General features: G+C 37.5%; 17 protein-coding genes. 9 read left to right on the top strand and 8 right to left on the bottom strand.

Going from position 1 to position 15,555, the window contains the following annotated elements; all coding sequences use genetic code 11:
- Positions 1-10 precede the first annotated feature (10 nt).
- Positions 11-1,396: a DUF4139 domain-containing protein gene (locus tag A3223_RS02485; RefSeq protein WP_084108521.1), complete on the bottom strand. Its 1,386-nt coding sequence runs from the start codon at positions 1,394-1,396 to the stop codon at positions 11-13.
- Positions 1,397-1,506: 110 nt separating this feature from the next.
- Between A3223_RS02485 and rpiB the strand changes: the two genes are divergently transcribed.
- Genes rpiB through ychF form a run of 6 tightly spaced genes read left to right on the top strand, consistent with a single transcriptional unit; the run spans position 1,507 to position 5,990 of the window.
- The gene (rpiB, locus tag A3223_RS02490) at positions 1,507-1,950 is read left to right on the top strand and encodes a ribose 5-phosphate isomerase B (protein WP_084109263.1); all 444 of its coding nucleotides are present in this window, start codon (positions 1,507-1,509) and stop codon (positions 1,948-1,950) included.
- Complete coding sequence (locus A3223_RS02495) at positions 1,947-2,279, top strand: hypothetical protein (RefSeq protein ID WP_002939538.1); 333 nt, start codon at positions 1,947-1,949, stop codon at positions 2,277-2,279. Before rpiB ends, A3223_RS02495 begins: the two co-directional genes overlap by 4 nt.
- 20 nt (positions 2,280-2,299) lie before the next feature.
- Positions 2,300-2,848: an adenine phosphoribosyltransferase gene (apt, locus tag A3223_RS02500; RefSeq protein WP_084108524.1), complete on the top strand. Its 549-nt coding sequence runs from the start codon at positions 2,300-2,302 to the stop codon at positions 2,846-2,848.
- 1 nt (position 2,849) lies between these two features.
- Positions 2,850-3,455, top strand: a complete 606-nt coding sequence (locus A3223_RS02505; RefSeq protein WP_021083652.1) for a DedA family protein — start codon at positions 2,850-2,852, stop codon at positions 3,453-3,455.
- Positions 3,436-4,887, top strand: coding sequence for a leucyl aminopeptidase (locus A3223_RS02510; RefSeq protein ID WP_084108527.1), 1,452 nt, complete (start codon positions 3,436-3,438; stop codon positions 4,885-4,887). Before A3223_RS02505 ends, A3223_RS02510 begins: the two co-directional genes overlap by 20 nt.
- Complete coding sequence (gene ychF, locus A3223_RS02515; RefSeq protein WP_084108530.1) at positions 4,887-5,990, top strand: redox-regulated ATPase YchF; 1,104 nt, start codon at positions 4,887-4,889, stop codon at positions 5,988-5,990. Before A3223_RS02510 ends, ychF begins: the two co-directional genes overlap by 1 nt.
- A gap of 425 nt (positions 5,991-6,415) precedes the next feature.
- Here the strand turns inward: ychF and A3223_RS02520 are convergent, their stop codons facing one another.
- From A3223_RS02520 to mscL, 6 genes are all read right to left on the bottom strand, one after another.
- On the bottom strand, positions 6,416-7,210 hold the full coding sequence (locus A3223_RS02520; RefSeq protein ID WP_084108533.1) for a phosphatidylserine decarboxylase: 795 nt from the start codon (positions 7,208-7,210) through the stop codon (positions 6,416-6,418).
- 1 nt (position 7,211) lies between these two features.
- Positions 7,212-8,324 carry a metallophosphoesterase gene (locus A3223_RS02525; RefSeq protein ID WP_084108536.1) on the bottom strand — a complete coding sequence of 371 codons (1,113 nt, stop codon included), beginning with the start codon at positions 8,322-8,324 and terminating at the stop codon, positions 7,212-7,214.
- Positions 8,325-8,516: 192 nt separating this feature from the next.
- Entirely contained in the window at positions 8,517-9,884 is a 1,368-nt protein-coding gene (locus A3223_RS02530) for a multiheme c-type cytochrome (protein WP_084108539.1), read from the bottom strand.
- A gap of 9 nt (positions 9,885-9,893) precedes the next feature.
- A complete protein-coding gene (locus tag A3223_RS02535; RefSeq protein WP_009294580.1) occupies positions 9,894-10,466 on the bottom strand; it encodes a cytochrome c3 family protein in 573 nt (190 codons plus the stop codon).
- Between the two features lie 120 nt (positions 10,467-10,586).
- Complete coding sequence (locus A3223_RS02540; protein WP_084108542.1) at positions 10,587-11,225, bottom strand: Crp/Fnr family transcriptional regulator; 639 nt, start codon at positions 11,223-11,225, stop codon at positions 10,587-10,589.
- A gap of 114 nt (positions 11,226-11,339) precedes the next feature.
- Complete coding sequence (gene mscL, locus A3223_RS02545; protein WP_084040854.1) at positions 11,340-11,744, bottom strand: large-conductance mechanosensitive channel protein MscL; 405 nt, start codon at positions 11,742-11,744, stop codon at positions 11,340-11,342.
- 145 nt (positions 11,745-11,889) lie between these two features.
- On the opposite strand from mscL, the gene gltX reads away from it, so the two are divergent.
- From gltX to A3223_RS02560, 3 genes are read left to right on the top strand one after another with little or no spacing between them, the layout of a single operon-like run.
- Entirely contained in the window at positions 11,890-13,185 is a 1,296-nt protein-coding gene (gltX, locus tag A3223_RS02550; RefSeq protein ID WP_084108545.1) for a glutamate--tRNA ligase, read from the top strand.
- Between the two features lie 8 nt (positions 13,186-13,193).
- On the top strand, positions 13,194-13,487 hold the full coding sequence (locus tag A3223_RS02555) for a YggT family protein (RefSeq protein ID WP_084108547.1): 294 nt from the start codon (positions 13,194-13,196) through the stop codon (positions 13,485-13,487).
- Complete coding sequence (locus A3223_RS02560; RefSeq protein WP_084108550.1) at positions 13,465-15,102, top strand: lytic transglycosylase domain-containing protein; 1,638 nt, start codon at positions 13,465-13,467, stop codon at positions 15,100-15,102. Before A3223_RS02555 ends, A3223_RS02560 begins: the two co-directional genes overlap by 23 nt.
- On the opposite strand, the gene A3223_RS02565 is transcribed toward A3223_RS02560, so the two are convergent.
- Positions 15,023-15,502, bottom strand: a complete 480-nt coding sequence (locus A3223_RS02565; RefSeq protein WP_084108553.1) for a hypothetical protein — start codon at positions 15,500-15,502, stop codon at positions 15,023-15,025. The genes A3223_RS02560 and A3223_RS02565 overlap by 80 nt on opposite strands.
- Positions 15,503-15,555: the final 53 nt, after the last annotated feature.

Consider the following 15,555-nt stretch of genomic DNA (forward strand, 5'->3'; position numbering starts at 1 on the left):
CAAATTTGCTCTAAATTTTTGGCTTTGTGATCTTATAAGAGTACTCTTTTTTAAATTCCTCTTTTGGCGTAAGCCTAAATTTAAGCTCCACCTTGCCATCTTTGCTGATATCTTTTTTGTCAAAGCCCTTTACCTCGACCTTTACTGCCTCATCAGCAGACACTGGCACACGCTCCACCAAAGTGATATCAACGCTCTTACTTGAGTTATTTTTGACACTTATCTCATAACCCTCTTCGCTTATGCGGTCTTTGCCAAGAAGCGAGCTCTTTTTAAATTTATTTAAGCGCTCTTTTTTAAGCTCGATTAGCTCGTTTTGTCCTAAAAATAGCTGAGAGGGCTCATCTTTTGCTTTCATCTCAAACTCGCTTGGACTACCAACACTCACGCTATTAACGTAAAACTGCGTTTTAGTTGGAGTTAGATCGTCATTTAGCTTAAAACTGGCCACATTATATGCCTTTAGCGAGCCGTAAAAATCAGCAAAAACGCTAAAATTTGCATCCATTTTTTGCGTGTCGTAAGTTATATATTTGCTCTCGCCTTTTGCTAAATTTATCCCATCTATCTTCCAAATTTTGGCAAACTCATTCTCATCTCTTTGCACACGCATATCAGCGACCTCAGCAGTGACTTTCGCAGCTCTTAGCATATTTTTTGAAGTGCCGTAACCATCAGCCTCTGCCTCGCTCTCCTCATACCAAGGGTAAAACTTGCTTGGAGCAAGCGCTTTTTGATATCTGGTCGGATAGATAGCGAGTTTTAAATTTTTAACTTCACTTGCAAATGGGTTGGTAAGCAAAATTTCTTGTTTTATCAAGATATTTTTGTTTTTTGTGTCTACATAAATTTCATTTAGCGTCTTTGGCGCCTCATCATCCATGTATGAAAGCGTCGCCTCTTTTGGGTCGCAAGCAAATTTCATATCAAGTTGCAAAAATCCAGCCATCTCGCTCTTTGGCTCATTTTCTTTAAGCGCTTCAAGCTCACTTTTAGCAGCTGAAATTTTCTCGATATTTTCTAGGCTAAATTTATAAAACTCATCAGCTCTTTTTGTCACATCGTTACTTTTATTTTCTCCTATCAAAGCTTGCTCTATAAACCTACCTCTTGCATTTAGCGCCTCAAGCTTGTTATTTAAATTTGCAACTTCTTGCTTCCATTTTATGTAACTTTGGCTATTTTCTTCGCTGATCTTTTTTAGATAAGCATTCGCGTCACAATCTCCATTTATAGTGATGCTCTCACTCTGCACACCTTCTGGCACAAAGGCGCTAAAAGAGCTATTTGCGTCGCTAAATTTTTGAGTGATTATGGTTTGATCTGTATAGATCTCTATCAAATTTTCATTTGCAAAGGCTAGCACTGAAGCCATTAAAAAGAGCGTCTTTTCCATATTTTTCCCTTTTAAGAATTTCACAAATTATAGCCTTTTATCATATGCAAGCAAAATTTTATTTTAATGCAACTTTCACTATAATCTGCAAAAAATTTATTGGATTTTTCATGAAAATAGATAAAATTTTTATCGCTTGCGATCACGCTGGAGTAGAGCTTAAGGCAGAGCTAAAAGAAGCCATAAAAAAGCTTGGTTATGAAGTCATTGACCTTGGTACGAATGACAAAAATAGCGTTGATTACCCTGATTATGCGCATTTGCTAGCGAGCAAGCTTGAGCCTGACTGCTATGGCGTGCTCATTTGTGGCACAGGCATTGGCATCTCAATCGCTGCAAACAGGCATGAAAACGTAAGGTGTGCCCTTTGTCACGACGAATTTACCGCAAGACTTGCAAGAGAACACAACGACGCAAATGTAATTGCTTTTGGCGCAAGAGTTATCGGTGCAGGCATGGCTACAGCAGCACTTGAAACATTTTTAAAAACAGAGTTTGCAGGCGGCAGACACGAAAGAAGAGTCAAAAAAATCGAGCTTGAGGCAGGCAAATGATAGGCGAGTGGATCGTTTTTACCGCTCTTGTTTGTGCTGCGATCTACCTAACTGTAATGGTTTTTTACTTTAAAACGCTTCTAAAAAAAGAGCGTGCGACAAAAGATTTTATGAAAAATAACCTCCAAGACACCGAGGTCGTCATAAGAAAATTTCAGATCCAACTTCAGCGAAGCCTCGGTAACATCGACATCTTGACAGACGAGCTAAATAAGACCAAAAACGACGTGACCTCACTTCGCACAAGAAATTCCCAGTACCGCTTAGAAAACGATAAGCTAAGACAACGCATCCGTGAGCTTGAAGGCAAGATCGAAGCGCTACTTTAACATCAAATTTAAGGAAATTTATGAAAATTTTAGATCAAAAAGGCAAAGAATTTTTACTAAACTCTATTCGCTGCATAAATGACTTTCCAAAGCCTGGCATAGTCTTTCGTGACATCACGACACTACTAAACAACAAAGAAGCATTTAACTTTTTGATAGATCATTTGGTGGCTAGATATGAGGATGCAAATATCGACTACATCGCTGGCATCGAGTCACGAGGCTTTATCTTTGGCGCGGCGCTTGCAGCAAGACTTAGGCTACCTTTTGTGCCTATTCGCAAGCCAAAAAAACTGCCTTTTATCACGCTTTCTCAAAAATATAGCCTAGAATACGGCGTCGATGAAGTGCAAATTCACATCGATGCTTTTGGAGAAAAATCGGGCGCTAGAGTGCTTTTGATGGACGATCTCATAGCCACTGGAGGCACTGCAAAGGCTTCAGTTGAGCTTATCAATCAAACCAACGCAACCTGCGTAGAAGCGTGCTTTCTCATAGATCTAGTCGATCTAAAAGGTAGCGAAAAGCTAAAGTCGCTTACTAAAATTTACAGCGTTTTAGAGGTTTAGAATGGAAGAGTTTTTTATAGAACTGCTTAAAGAGTACGGCTACATCATACTTTTTGTCTGGTGTATCATGGAGGGCGAGATGGCCTTAATAATGGCTGGAATTCTCGCTCACACCACGCACATGCACATCGCACTTGCTATCTTTGTGGCTGGACTTGGAGGCTTTGTAGGGGATCAAATTTACTTCTACCTTGGCCGTTACAATAAAAAATACATCGCAAAAAGGCTTCACACGCAGCGGAGAAAATTTGCAGTGGCGCACATAATGCTGAAAAAATACGGCTGGCCGATCATCTTTTTGCAACGCTATATGTATGGCTTTCGTGTCATCATACCGCTTTGCATAGGACTTACCGGCTATGATGCTAAAAAATACGCCTTTATAAATTTGATCAGCGCTTGGTGCTGGGCGGCGATCACCACCATACCTGCTTGGATACTTGGTGAGCATATATTAGTGCTGCTTCAAAAAGCAAAAGAGCACTGGTATGTCGCTATCCCAGTGGTTGCCATATTTATGGGGCTTTTGATCTATACATTTAAGCGCATCGAAAATAAAATTTTAAACGAAAGGAGAGACAGAAGACATGCAGTTTCAAATAGTTGATAAAAAATTAAAAGATATAAAAGCTGATATTGAACTAATTTTCGTAGTAGATAAGGAGTTAAAACATAAATTTATAGGCGATAAAGAGGCTATTAAATTTAACAATTACAAAGGCGATAGCGTCCTTGTTCTAAGCGAGGTAAAAAGGGCTTACGTGCCACTTTCTAAGCTTGATCTTGATGAACTTAGACTTGCTGCTGCTAAAGCTTATAACGCGCTAAAATCGCTAAACATTAAGAGCATAAAGCTAGCTTCTTACGTAGCAGAGTGTCAAAAACTAAGCTTTGAGGCGCTAGCTGAGGGCTTTTTGCTTGGAAGCTATGAATTTAATAAATATAAAGAGAAAAAAGAGAAATACACCCTAAAAGAGATCATCTTTTCTACTGAAGAATTTGCTGGCAAAAAGGTCAATCTAAAAGCTGCAAATGAGGGCTTTAAAGAAGCAGAGATAATAGCAAATGCTACAAATTTCGCAAAAGATATCGTAAATGAAATACCAGAAATTTATACACCACAAAAGATGGCCGAGGATGCGCAAAATTTAGCCAAAAATATTGCAAGCATAAAGTGCGAGGTCTATGACGAGAAATTTCTAGCAAAAGAAAATATGAACGCATTTTTGGCGGTAAATCGCGCAAGCGTGCATAAACCAAGGCTTATCCATCTAACCTACAAGCCTAAAAAGTCTAAAAAACGCATCATCTTTGTTGGCAAAGGGCTAACATACGATAGCGGTGGCCTTAGCTTAAAGCCGGCTGATTATATGCTAACGATGAAATCAGACAAAAGCGGCGCGGCAGCAGCACTTGGCATCATAAAAGGTGCAGCGGAGCTAAATTTACCATTTGAAATTCATGCCATTTTGGGTGCCACCGAAAATATGATCGGTGGCAACGCCTATAAGCCAGACGACGTGCTTATTTCAAGAAGTGGCGTTAGCATAGAGGTTAGAAATACCGACGCAGAAGGACGTTTGGTGCTGGCTGACTGCCTAAGCTATGCACAAGACTTTAAACCAGACATCCTAATCGACATGGCGACCCTAACTGGCGCTTGCGTCGTGGGACTTGGCGAGTACACAACTGGCATCATGGGCAACAGCGAGAGCCTAAAAAGTGAGTTTAAAAACAAGATAAAAGATAGTGGCGAACTAGCGACTATGCTTGATTTTAACCCTTATCTTAGCGAGCTTATCAAAAGCCAGATCGCAGACGTTAGCAACTGCGCCTCAAGCAGATATGGCGGCGCGATCACGGCTGGCATGTTTTTGGCCAAATTTATCAAAGATGAGTATAAAGATAAGTGGCTACACCTTGATATCGCAGGTCCAGCGTACCGTGAAAAGGCTTGGGGATATAACCAAGCAGGTGCGAGTGGAGCTGGCGTTAGGATGAATTTATACTTTTTACAAGCACTTAGCAAGGAGAATTGATGGGACTTTCAGTTGGAATCGTAGGCCTACCAAATGTGGGCAAATCAACGACATTTAACGCACTTACAAAGGCGCAAAATGCCGAGAGCGCAAACTATCCGTTTTGCACTATCGAGCCAAACAAAGCCATTGTGCCAGTGCCTGATAAGCGCCTAAATGAGCTTGCAAAGATAGTTAATCCTAATAAAATTCAGTATTCAACCATCGAATTTGTCGATATCGCTGGCCTTGTAAAAGGGGCGAGCTCTGGCGAGGGACTTGGCAATAAATTTTTATCAAACATCAGAGAGACCGAGCTTATTTTGCACATAGTTCGCTGCTTTGAGGACGAAAACATCACTCACGTCGAGGGCAGTGTCGATCCAGTAAGAGACATCGAGATCATCCAAACCGAGCTCATACTAGCTGATATCGAGCAGCTAAACAAAAAGATAGAAAAGCTCACAAGAGAGGCGAAGGCAAATGCAAAAGGTGCTAAAGAGGCACTTGAGATAGCAAATTTACTTTTGGCTCATCTAAATGAGGGCAAAAGCGCAAGTAGCTTTGAGCAAAGAGATAGTGAGGCGTTTTTGTCACTCAATAGAGAGCTAAGACTTTTAAGCGCCAAAGAGGTAGTTTATGGTGCGAACGTCGATGAAGAAGGACTTAGTGAAGATAATAAATTTGTAAAAGCACTAAAAGAGTACGCAAAAGCCTCAGACCACGAGGTGATCAAGCTTTGCGCCAAAGTAGAAGAGGAGCTAATCGGACTAAGCGACGAAGAGGCGCACGAGTTTTTAGCCTCTCTTGGCACGAGCGAGAGCGGACTTGAAAAGATCATCAAAACGTCTTTTGCAAAGCTAAATTTGATAAGCTATTTCACCGCTGGCGTCGTGGAAGTAAGGGCTTGGACGATTACAAAAGGTTGGAAAGCGCCAAAAGCAGCAAGCGTCATTCATAATGACTTTGAGAGGGGCTTCATCAGGGCTGAAGTGATATGTTACGAGGACTACATCGCACATGGCGGCGAAAACGGAGCCAAAGAGGCTGGCAAGATGAGACTTGAGGGCAAAGACTACGTCGTGCAAGATGGCGACGTGATGCACTTTAGGTTTAATGTCTAAATTTAGCCCTCTTTTGGGCTAAATAGTCAAAATTTACACATAAAAATATTTAAGTCTTGGGTTGTAAGACGATTTTAAACTTCCTTATTATAGTTAATAAAAATTCTTTTAAAAAATATACTAAGTTATCTTATGCCTTATTAATATCTTTATTGATACATAAGCTTCTCTATACAAGCAATGATGTAAATGCTATCAGCTCTGTGATATCAATATGGATTTTATGGGTAAGCCAATTAAATCTTAGGACAAAGTACTAAGTCGAGAGAAATTTCGATAGATAAAATAATGTATTCATCATCTTTTACAAACTTTTAAATCTATAATATTTTTTTAAAGACCATATAGAACTTACCACTAAAATCTAAGCAAATAGGACACCAACCAAGTAAGGTATAAAAATTTTACTTATATGCCTAGCATATTTATTTTATTATTCCAATGGTCTCAGCAAATTTAAGCTCTTTATTTTCAAAGAGATTGTATTCGATCGCATCTTTTTCGCTAAGTATCACGATAGTTGAGCCAAGCTCGAAATTCCCAAGGCGTTCGCCCTTTTTGATATGTAAATTTTCATACTCGTAAATTTGTGTAAAATTTGCCATCGCATTTGTCTGTATACGCTCATCAAAACAAAATTTCATCTTTCCGACATTTAACGCACCTACAAAAACAAGCCAAAGTTTTTTACCATTTTTCATCTCACAAAATAGCGCTACGCGTTCGTTCTTTGTATAAAGACTATCCACTTTTGCAAGCCATTTTGTAGCCACGCTGTAAAGTTTACCCGGAATATATATGGCTTTTTTAATGGCAATATCGCAAGGCGCATGATAATGATGATAATCTTTTGGGCTAAGATAGATATTTGCAAAGTCATATTCACCCTCAAACTCACTCTGCCCCAATAGCTCACTTACACTATACTCCATGCCTTTTATGCTAAAGGCCCTTAACTCCTTTGTGCTGCCAAAACTAAGACAAGTACCATCAACTGGGCTTATAAACATCTCATCTGCTGCATCAAAATCTCTTGGTTTTATGAGCCTTCTAGTAAAAAGCTCATTTAAATTTTTATATTTATTTGCTGGCTTAAACTCGCTCATATCTATCTTAAATAGCTTTATGTAAAAAGAATTTATGGCCTCTTGAAGTGGCTTGTAAAAGTTAATCCTTGCAACCTTTCCAAAAATTTGAGAAAACATATTGTCTTTATTCATTTTATTCCTTACTTAAGTTTAATATTGCAATCTCACTTGGAGCAAAAATTCTAACAGGAGGCCCCCAAAATCCAGCACCACTGCTAACATAAGCTTGCATTTTATCATTAATCTTATAAAGGCCATGTAAAAATCCCTGATCAAGTAAAACCAAAAGACCAAAAGGAAAAATTTGACCAGCGTGCGTATGACCGCAAAGCACCAAATCAACGTCTTGCTGCATTGATTTTATAAATTTTGGCTGATGAGAGAGCAAGATAGTAGGTAGCGATGGGTCACGTCCTGTCAATGCTTCATCTAAATTTGGCTCCAAATGTTTAAACCTAATGCCAGCCAAATCGTAAATGCCAGCTAGATTAATGTTTGCGATTTTTTTGTTTTTATTACCTAAAATTTCTATGCCAAGAGAACTGATCTTTTCCAAAATACCATCTATCCCGTGATAATACTCATGATTGCCAGGGACATAAAAAGTCCCATAAGTGCTTTTAAGGCTTTTTAATGGTTCCAAAAAATCTCCTATAAAAGCAGCATTTACATCAACTAAGTCGCCCACTATCACTACGATGTCAGGATTTACCAAATTTATGTCATTGACGAGTTTTTTCATAAAATCTTTCTGCAGAAATTCTCCTATATGCACGTCTGTTATCATGGCTATTTTTAGGGTGCTTTGTAAATTTTTTATTTTTATATCTACTTGTCTGATCTTTGGTGGTGTTAAAGCATTGAAAATACCTTTTAAAAAACAAGCAATTACAAAAATAACAAATGTAATATCAAAACAAAATTTTATAAATTTTCGTCTTGTTGGACTAAAATTACTCTTAGAAAAAATACTACGTAAAATATCGTAAAATAGACTAACAGCAAACAAAAATAGTGAAAATCCTATGAGCGTACCAGCGATCAAATAAAGCTCAATGCTTAAGAATGAAAACCTGATCTGAAGAACAAATATAAACTCAAGAATACAAATAACATATAAAAGTATCCTGATTTTTGCAAGATGTGGTATAAAAAATGAAACCTTTTTTATGAAACGGTTATATGAATAAAAATTTATAAGAAAACTAAATATAAATGCTCCAATAATAATTCTCAAAAGTCCCAAAAATTCTCCTTGTAAAAATAAAAAATTATATTTTATATTTTTAAATTTGTACTATAAAAATTAATATCTTACTTTTAATGTTATTAGTCTTAAAAATTGTATAGTTTTGAACGTATAAAAAATGATTTAAGTTGAGTAAATCTAATAGTTATTTAAGAAAGTAAGGTGGGAGAAAACCCACCTTATAAAGAATTATTTAACTTTACCAGTTTCCATTCTTTGTTTGTGTATCTCACGAAGTTTTCTAATATCATTTTTAACTTCGAATACTCCATGCCAGTGTGAGTAGTCAGGACCACCCATTAAAGCACCTTGTCTCATACGGCGACCTTCGTGGTGCCACATATGATAGTAAACATCTTGGAATTCATCTTCCCAAGCGTCTGCGAGTAGTAAGTTTTTAGCTTTCAACTCTTCAAGCATCTTAGTTGCTTCAGCATTGTAAACGTTATAAAGCTCTACTTGCTTATCACCCATAATGAAGAAGTTATCTGTATGAGTTGATGTATGGCAAGCTTTACAAACTAGCTTCATCTCAGCTCTTGCTGCTTCTGGTCCATTTGGATGACCTGCAAGTGGCGTTCCTATGGTTAGTTTGCCAGTTTTTTCGTAAACAACAGCAGCTTGTTCATCACCAGCTGTTCTTAGCTTACTGCTGACGCCCCATAGGTTCCATTTTAGTCTTCTTGAAACATTGTGAGTTGTTGTTGTTTCACCAACACCACTCATGTGGCAAGCTGCACAAGTTGGAGCTCTAAAGTCTGGTACATCCCATGTATCAGGAGCAGCATCAAAATTCCATTTGTGAGCTTCGCTATTATAGATATGTCCGTGCATTGAGTTGTTATAAATCTCAATATCTGGGTGATCAGGTCCAAGGTGGCAAGATGCACAAGCAGCTGGTTTTCTAGCTTCAGCTATGCTAAATGTGTGTGCGCTGTGGCATGATTTACATCCGCCTACGCCACCATCAGGATAAACATTACCTATACCGTAGTTTGGCCAAGTCTCTTTTGTAGGTTTGTGATCAGCGTCTAGTTTGATGACGGTTCCGTGGCACTGTGTACAACCAGTAGCGTCTGGAGCCATTTTGTATTCTGGATGATCCATACCTTCATAGTGATACATTAGTTTTACCATCGCAGGGTTAGCATACATTTGCATAGCACCTCTTGCGTGACCACTCTTAACAAATTCTTCAACCTCATTCTCGTGGCACTTAGCACAAGTTTTTGGGCTAACTAGCATTGATACGTGGTTGTTAGAATCTTTTGGATGCACCTTAACTGAAGCCATAGGATTATCTGCATTTACAGAGTGGCAATCCATACAACTTACACCAACGTGAGCGTGGCGACTATTTTTCCAATCGGCAACTATGCCGGGTGTCTCTTTAGCGTGGCACTCAACACAGCTTTTTGATAAGTCTGACATTTTGTGAGCAACTTTAATGTTTTTTACAACATTAAGGTTTAAAGCATCAGATTTATTTGCATCCATGTTTGCGGCAAAGCCAAAAGACATTAGACAGGCTAATAACATTAGCGACTTTTTAAACATCTCTCCTCCTTACTTGGTTTTATTGTTTTCTTGTTTTTTAATTGCTTCAAATTTATCGATTTGTAGTCCTAAATTCTTGTGACCAACGTGCTCGTGGCAGTCAACACATGATTTTTTATTAGGATTTCCAAGAACGAAATAATCTCTATGTGGCAAGAATGATTTACCAGCTTGAATAACATTTTTTAAATTTGAGTGGCAAGTCAAACATCCACTATCATAGACAAAGTGAGATGCATGCTCGCGTTTTTTGCGCCAGTCGATCTTGTCCGTATCTGTAAAAAATGTCTTATAACCATCATTTATCGATACTTTAAGTTTTGTAAGTACATAGGTATAGGCACTTGTATGATTTAGGTGACAGGCTGAACATTCAGCTTTTATGCCAAGCTTGTTATTGCCACCGTGTACATCTTCATGATATGCAGCATTCATAGGATCCATAGTGTGGCAAATGGTACAGATGTAGCCGCTACCAGTTGCATGAAGCGCATCAGCAATACCCATAGACGCAATAAGTCCGATCACAATGCCGATAATAACAGATGACCAAACAAAAAATTTCTTCTTAACTTCAGCCAAAATCTCCTCCTGAATTTATCAATATATCGTAAATTTTTACGAAAATTTTAAGTGAATACTATCAAAAAATATATAAATTTTTTCTTTAAGTAAATAAAAATATTTATTTGATATTAACTTTCAATAAGAATAAATTTCTTGCAGTCCACCTACATCTTTTTCCAAAATTTGGTTCTTTTCGTCAAGTTTAACCAAACCATTTGTTTTAAATTTATTTAAAATCCTTGAAAAAGTTTCTGGAGTCATATTAAGTATTGATGAAATTTTTGTATGTTTTAGCTCATTAAATAAATCTTCATGATCTAAAATAAACCTAGCCACTTTTTCTTCTGAGCTTAAAATTAACTCTTGATGAAGTAGATTTGTTGTGATTCTTATCTTTTCAGACATTGATTTTAAAAATTTCATACAAATTTCTGGTTTTATTAAAAATTCTGCTGCAAATTTTTCATAATTTATCTTTAATACCTCGCCAGATATGGTAAAAATGGCACTAGCCGGGTAGACAATATTTTCAAAATTTACGACTTCAGCTACAAAATTCATAGGTGCTAACTGATGAATAAAAATTTCTTTTCCGTTTGCCGTGGTTTTATAAAGCTTAACAGAGCCACTTATCAAAAATATTAACCATTTTGGCTCCTCGCCTTCTATAAATAAAAATTCGCCCTTTTTATACTTTTTTACAACACTTATGGCTTCAAGTTTGGCTAAATCTTCTTCGTTTAAGCCTTGAAAAAATGGGATTTTCTCTATCATATTTTCACTCGCCTTTTTTTACTCGCTTTTTTAAAATAAAAATATTTTAGCATATAAAAATAAGATAAATTTTAATAGATTTTCAAAGGGAATTTTCCCTTTGAATTTATGAAATTATTTTTTAAGTAGATCTCTAATCTCAGTTAGAAGTGCTATGTCAGCTGGAGTTTCAGGCTCTGCTGGAGCTGGCTCCTCTTTTGGTAATTTATTTTTAAGTGTATTTAAAGCTTTGATAACGCAGAAAATACAAAATGCGATTATTAAAAAATCAACCATTGTTTGTATAAATGAGCCATAGTTTATCGTAACAGCAGGTACGCCATCTACCGCTTCTTTTAGTGTAAGCTTAAGATCAGTAAAATTTACACCGCCAGTTAAAACGCCAACAACTGGCATGATGACATCACCAACTAGTGATGAAACGATCTTTCCAAACGCGCCACCTATAACAACACCAACAGCCATATCTATGACATTTCCACGCATCGCAAATTCTTTAAATTCGCTTATAAAACTCATTGTTTCTCCTAAAAATGTTAAATTTTTGTTCGGATTTTATTCAAGAAATGCTTTGCTTCGGCTAAAAAAATCAAATTACATAACTTTAAATTTATCAAGCTGGTGTTATAATCCAAACTCAAAATTTAACGTAAGGAATGAGCTTATGTATCGTTTTGCACCCTCTCCAACAGGAGATATGCACATAGGAAATTTACGTGCCGCTATTTTTAATTATATTTGTTCTTTGCAAGATAAAAGTGGCTTTATTTTACGCATAGAAGATACCGACAAAGAGCGAAATATTAAGGGAAAAGAGAAAGATATCTTAGAAATTTTAAGCAAATTTGGTATAAAGCCAGAGCAAATTTACATCCAAAGTGAAAATTTAAAATTCCACAGACAGCTAGCCTCAAAGCTCCTCATTGACAAAAAGGCCTTTGCTTGCTTTTGCACCGAAGAAGAACTCGAGGCAAAAAAACAAAAAGCAAAAGAGCAAGGTGTGGCATATAGATATGACGGTACCTGCGAGAGACTAAGCGATGCTGAAGTTTTAAACTGTGAGAAGCCATTTGTCATCCGTATGAAAAAGCCAACGCGCACTATGAGCTTTACAGATGCGATCAAAGGCGAGCTAAGCTTCGAACCAGACGCCGTTGATAGCTTTGTCATCATGAGAGCAGACAAAACACCAACTTATAACTTCGCCTGCGCAGTCGATGATATGCTTGAGGGCGTAACCTTTGTCATACGTGGCGAGGACCACGTGAGCAATACACCAAAGCAAGACCTCATACGCGAGGGCCTTGGCTATACCGGTAAGATGAACTACGCCCATTTGCCTATACTTTTAAATATTGAAGGTAAAAAAATGAGCAAACGCGAGAACGAATCAAGCGTAAAATGGCTCTTTGAGCAGGGATTTTTACCTGAGGCGATTGCAAACTATTTGATACTTCTTGGAAACAAAACTCCAACTGAAATTTTTACGATCGAGGAGGCGGTGAAGTGGTTTGATATAACCAAAATTTCACGTTCACCTGCTAGATTTGACGTGAAAAAACTTGAGCAGATAAATAGAGAACACATCAAGCTTGCTTCAAAGGAGCGCATAAAAGAAATTTTTGGCGTAGATGAGAGCAAGGCTGAGTTAGTTAAATTTTACACTCAAGAAAGCTCACTAGTACCTGAGATAAAAGCAAAAGTAGAGGCTATATACTCACCAAAAATAGCTCCAGATGAGTACAAAAACGAATTTGAGATCATCAAAAAAGCAGCTCGTAATTTAAAAGCTTGCGAAACGTTTGATGAGTTTAAAAAAGAGCTTATGAGCGTTACAAATTTAAAAGGTAAAAACTTTTTCATGCCGCTACGTGCGCTTCTTACAAACGACCTTCACGGTCCTGAGCTTAGTGAACTCTATCCTCTTATCAAAGATGATCTGGCTAAAATTTTAATCTAGGAGCAAAAATGATACTTTCCACCCTATTTTCAGCGATCGCAAACATTTTGCACCTTATCATCACGGTCTATACGTGGATCGTCATCGCAGCAGCTCTGATTAGCTGGGTCAGACCTGATCCTGGCTCGCCAGTCGTGCAGCTACTTTATAGGCTAACTGAGCCAGTTTATAGCTTTATTAGGCGCTACATAAAAACAAATTTTAGTGGTATCGACTTTACTCCGCTTATTGTGCTTTTAGCACTTCAATTTTTAGATCAATTTTTAATAAGGCTTTTATTTGGTTTTGCTGCGTCACTTTAGTATTCTCTCTCTTGCTTGTGTTGCTCTTTTAGCTAAAATTTATACCTATGAAGAGCTAAAAAACGAGCCAAAAAGCCTTGCAAAAGACTACTACATCAACCGTCTTATTAACGAGGGCAGTTACACAAAAGAGCAGATCGCAGATCTTTCGCGTGATGTGTTTAGAAAAGCAGGCCTTGTTCAAAAATCAATCGATAAAATTTTACCTCCAAAAGCAGCTCCTAGCAAATGTCCTGGTATAAATGCAAAAAATATCACCCAGGCAAATCTAACCTGCCAAAATTTGCTAACATCTATTGCTTTTAGCCTAAAGCTTGACAATCATACTCGTGAAATTTTAGCAGCCAATCTTGCAAAGACAAATCCAGAAAAATCAAAAATTTTACTCGCATTAAATGAGCCAAATCCGGCTAAAGTTTTTGCAAATTTAAACGATACAAAGAGCTTTTTAGAGCTATTTAACGCCTCTAGCCCGCAAAATAAAAGTATACTTTTTAGCGAAAGCTTTGATGCAAATTTTATGACCAAGCTCTACTCACAAAAGGGCTTTACAAATTTATTAAACGATATTGTTTTTAATAAAAAATATGAAGGTTTTATGAGAAATTTGCTAAGTATCGATCCAGCTGTCACTGAAAAAAATGATGCTTTTACGCTTGGATTAAATGCCATTTTACTAGGACAAGACGATATCGCTTTTAGTCTTTTTGCAAGAGCCAAGAGTACATTTGAAAGGGCATGGCAAAGAGATAATGCGACCTTTTGGCAGTACCAGATAAGCAAAAACGAAAGCTTTTTAAAAGAGCTAAGTGCCAGCAAGGACGCAAATATCTACTCGCTTTACGCAAGAGATGTGGTAGGTGGTGAGCCGCTTGAGGTTATAGTGCCAAGACCAAGCAAACAAAACATTGAAAATTTTGATGTGAGCGATCCATTTTTATGGAATAAAACTGTAGCCCTTGCAAAGGATATGAACGCCACGCAAGCAAGCGAATTTGCGAAGAAATTTTATACAAACGAAAGTATCGGTGCCTATGCATACTTCATGCAAAAGGCGCATGGCTGGGAGAAGCAATACTTCTTGATGCCAAGCTCTCCTGAGCTCAATGGTATCAGCAACGAAAGAAAATCGATGATCTACGCCCTAGCTAGACAAGAGAGTCTCTTTATCCCAAGCGTGGTTTCTACTTCATACGCCCTTGGCATGATGCAGTTTATGCCATTTCTAGCAAATGCGATCGGTAAAAAAGAGCTAAAAATCCCAAATTTTGATGAGGATGATCTTTTTAAAACAGATATTGCATTTAAATTTGCAAATCACCACTTAAACTATCTTGATAAATTTCTCTATCACCCGCTATTTACAGCCTACGCATATAATGGCGGTATCGGCTTTACCAAAAAGCTCATCACAAGAGATGATATGTTTAAAGAGGGAAAATTTGAGCCATTTTTATCGATCGAGCTTGTCCCAGTCGCAGAGACTAGAAACTACGGCAAAAAGGTGCTTGCCAACTACGTGATCTATATGGCGCTTACTGGTTCCAATATAAAGATTTCGCAACTTTTCGAAAATTTAACAAAACCGGCCTTGACTGATAAATTTCGAAACTAAGAGTGAGATCATCGCTTTGCTTGCTTGGTGCGGTCACTTCATAATAGAGCGCCCAAGGCATCGAAAACCCAGCAAATTTTAGCATCTCGTCATTTTCATCAAGTAGCCTTGCATTTGTGGCATTTGAGTCGTTGTTTACCTTGATATTATTTAGCTCACTAGCGTGCTCTTTTGGATTTATGGCCACCAAAAAGTGCTCTTTGCTTGCATCTAAATCTGAGTTATAAATAGGATTTAGATAAGTTGCTACAACTAGCGTTCTATCGGTGCCGTCAATGATCTCGCTCTTACTTGTGTAAGCCAAAAGCTCATTTTTTAATGGCTCATGCACGATTACTTTTTCACCAGCACAGCCAAACATCATCAAAATCAGCACAAAAAATGATATAAATTTACTCATAAAAACTCTTAAATTTTTAAAATTTCTTGCATTTTAGCATTTTAATTTTTAAA

Source organism: Campylobacter concisus, assembly GCF_002092855.1.
Classification (GTDB): Bacteria; Campylobacterota; Campylobacteria; order Campylobacterales; family Campylobacteraceae; genus Campylobacter_A; species Campylobacter_A concisus_AI.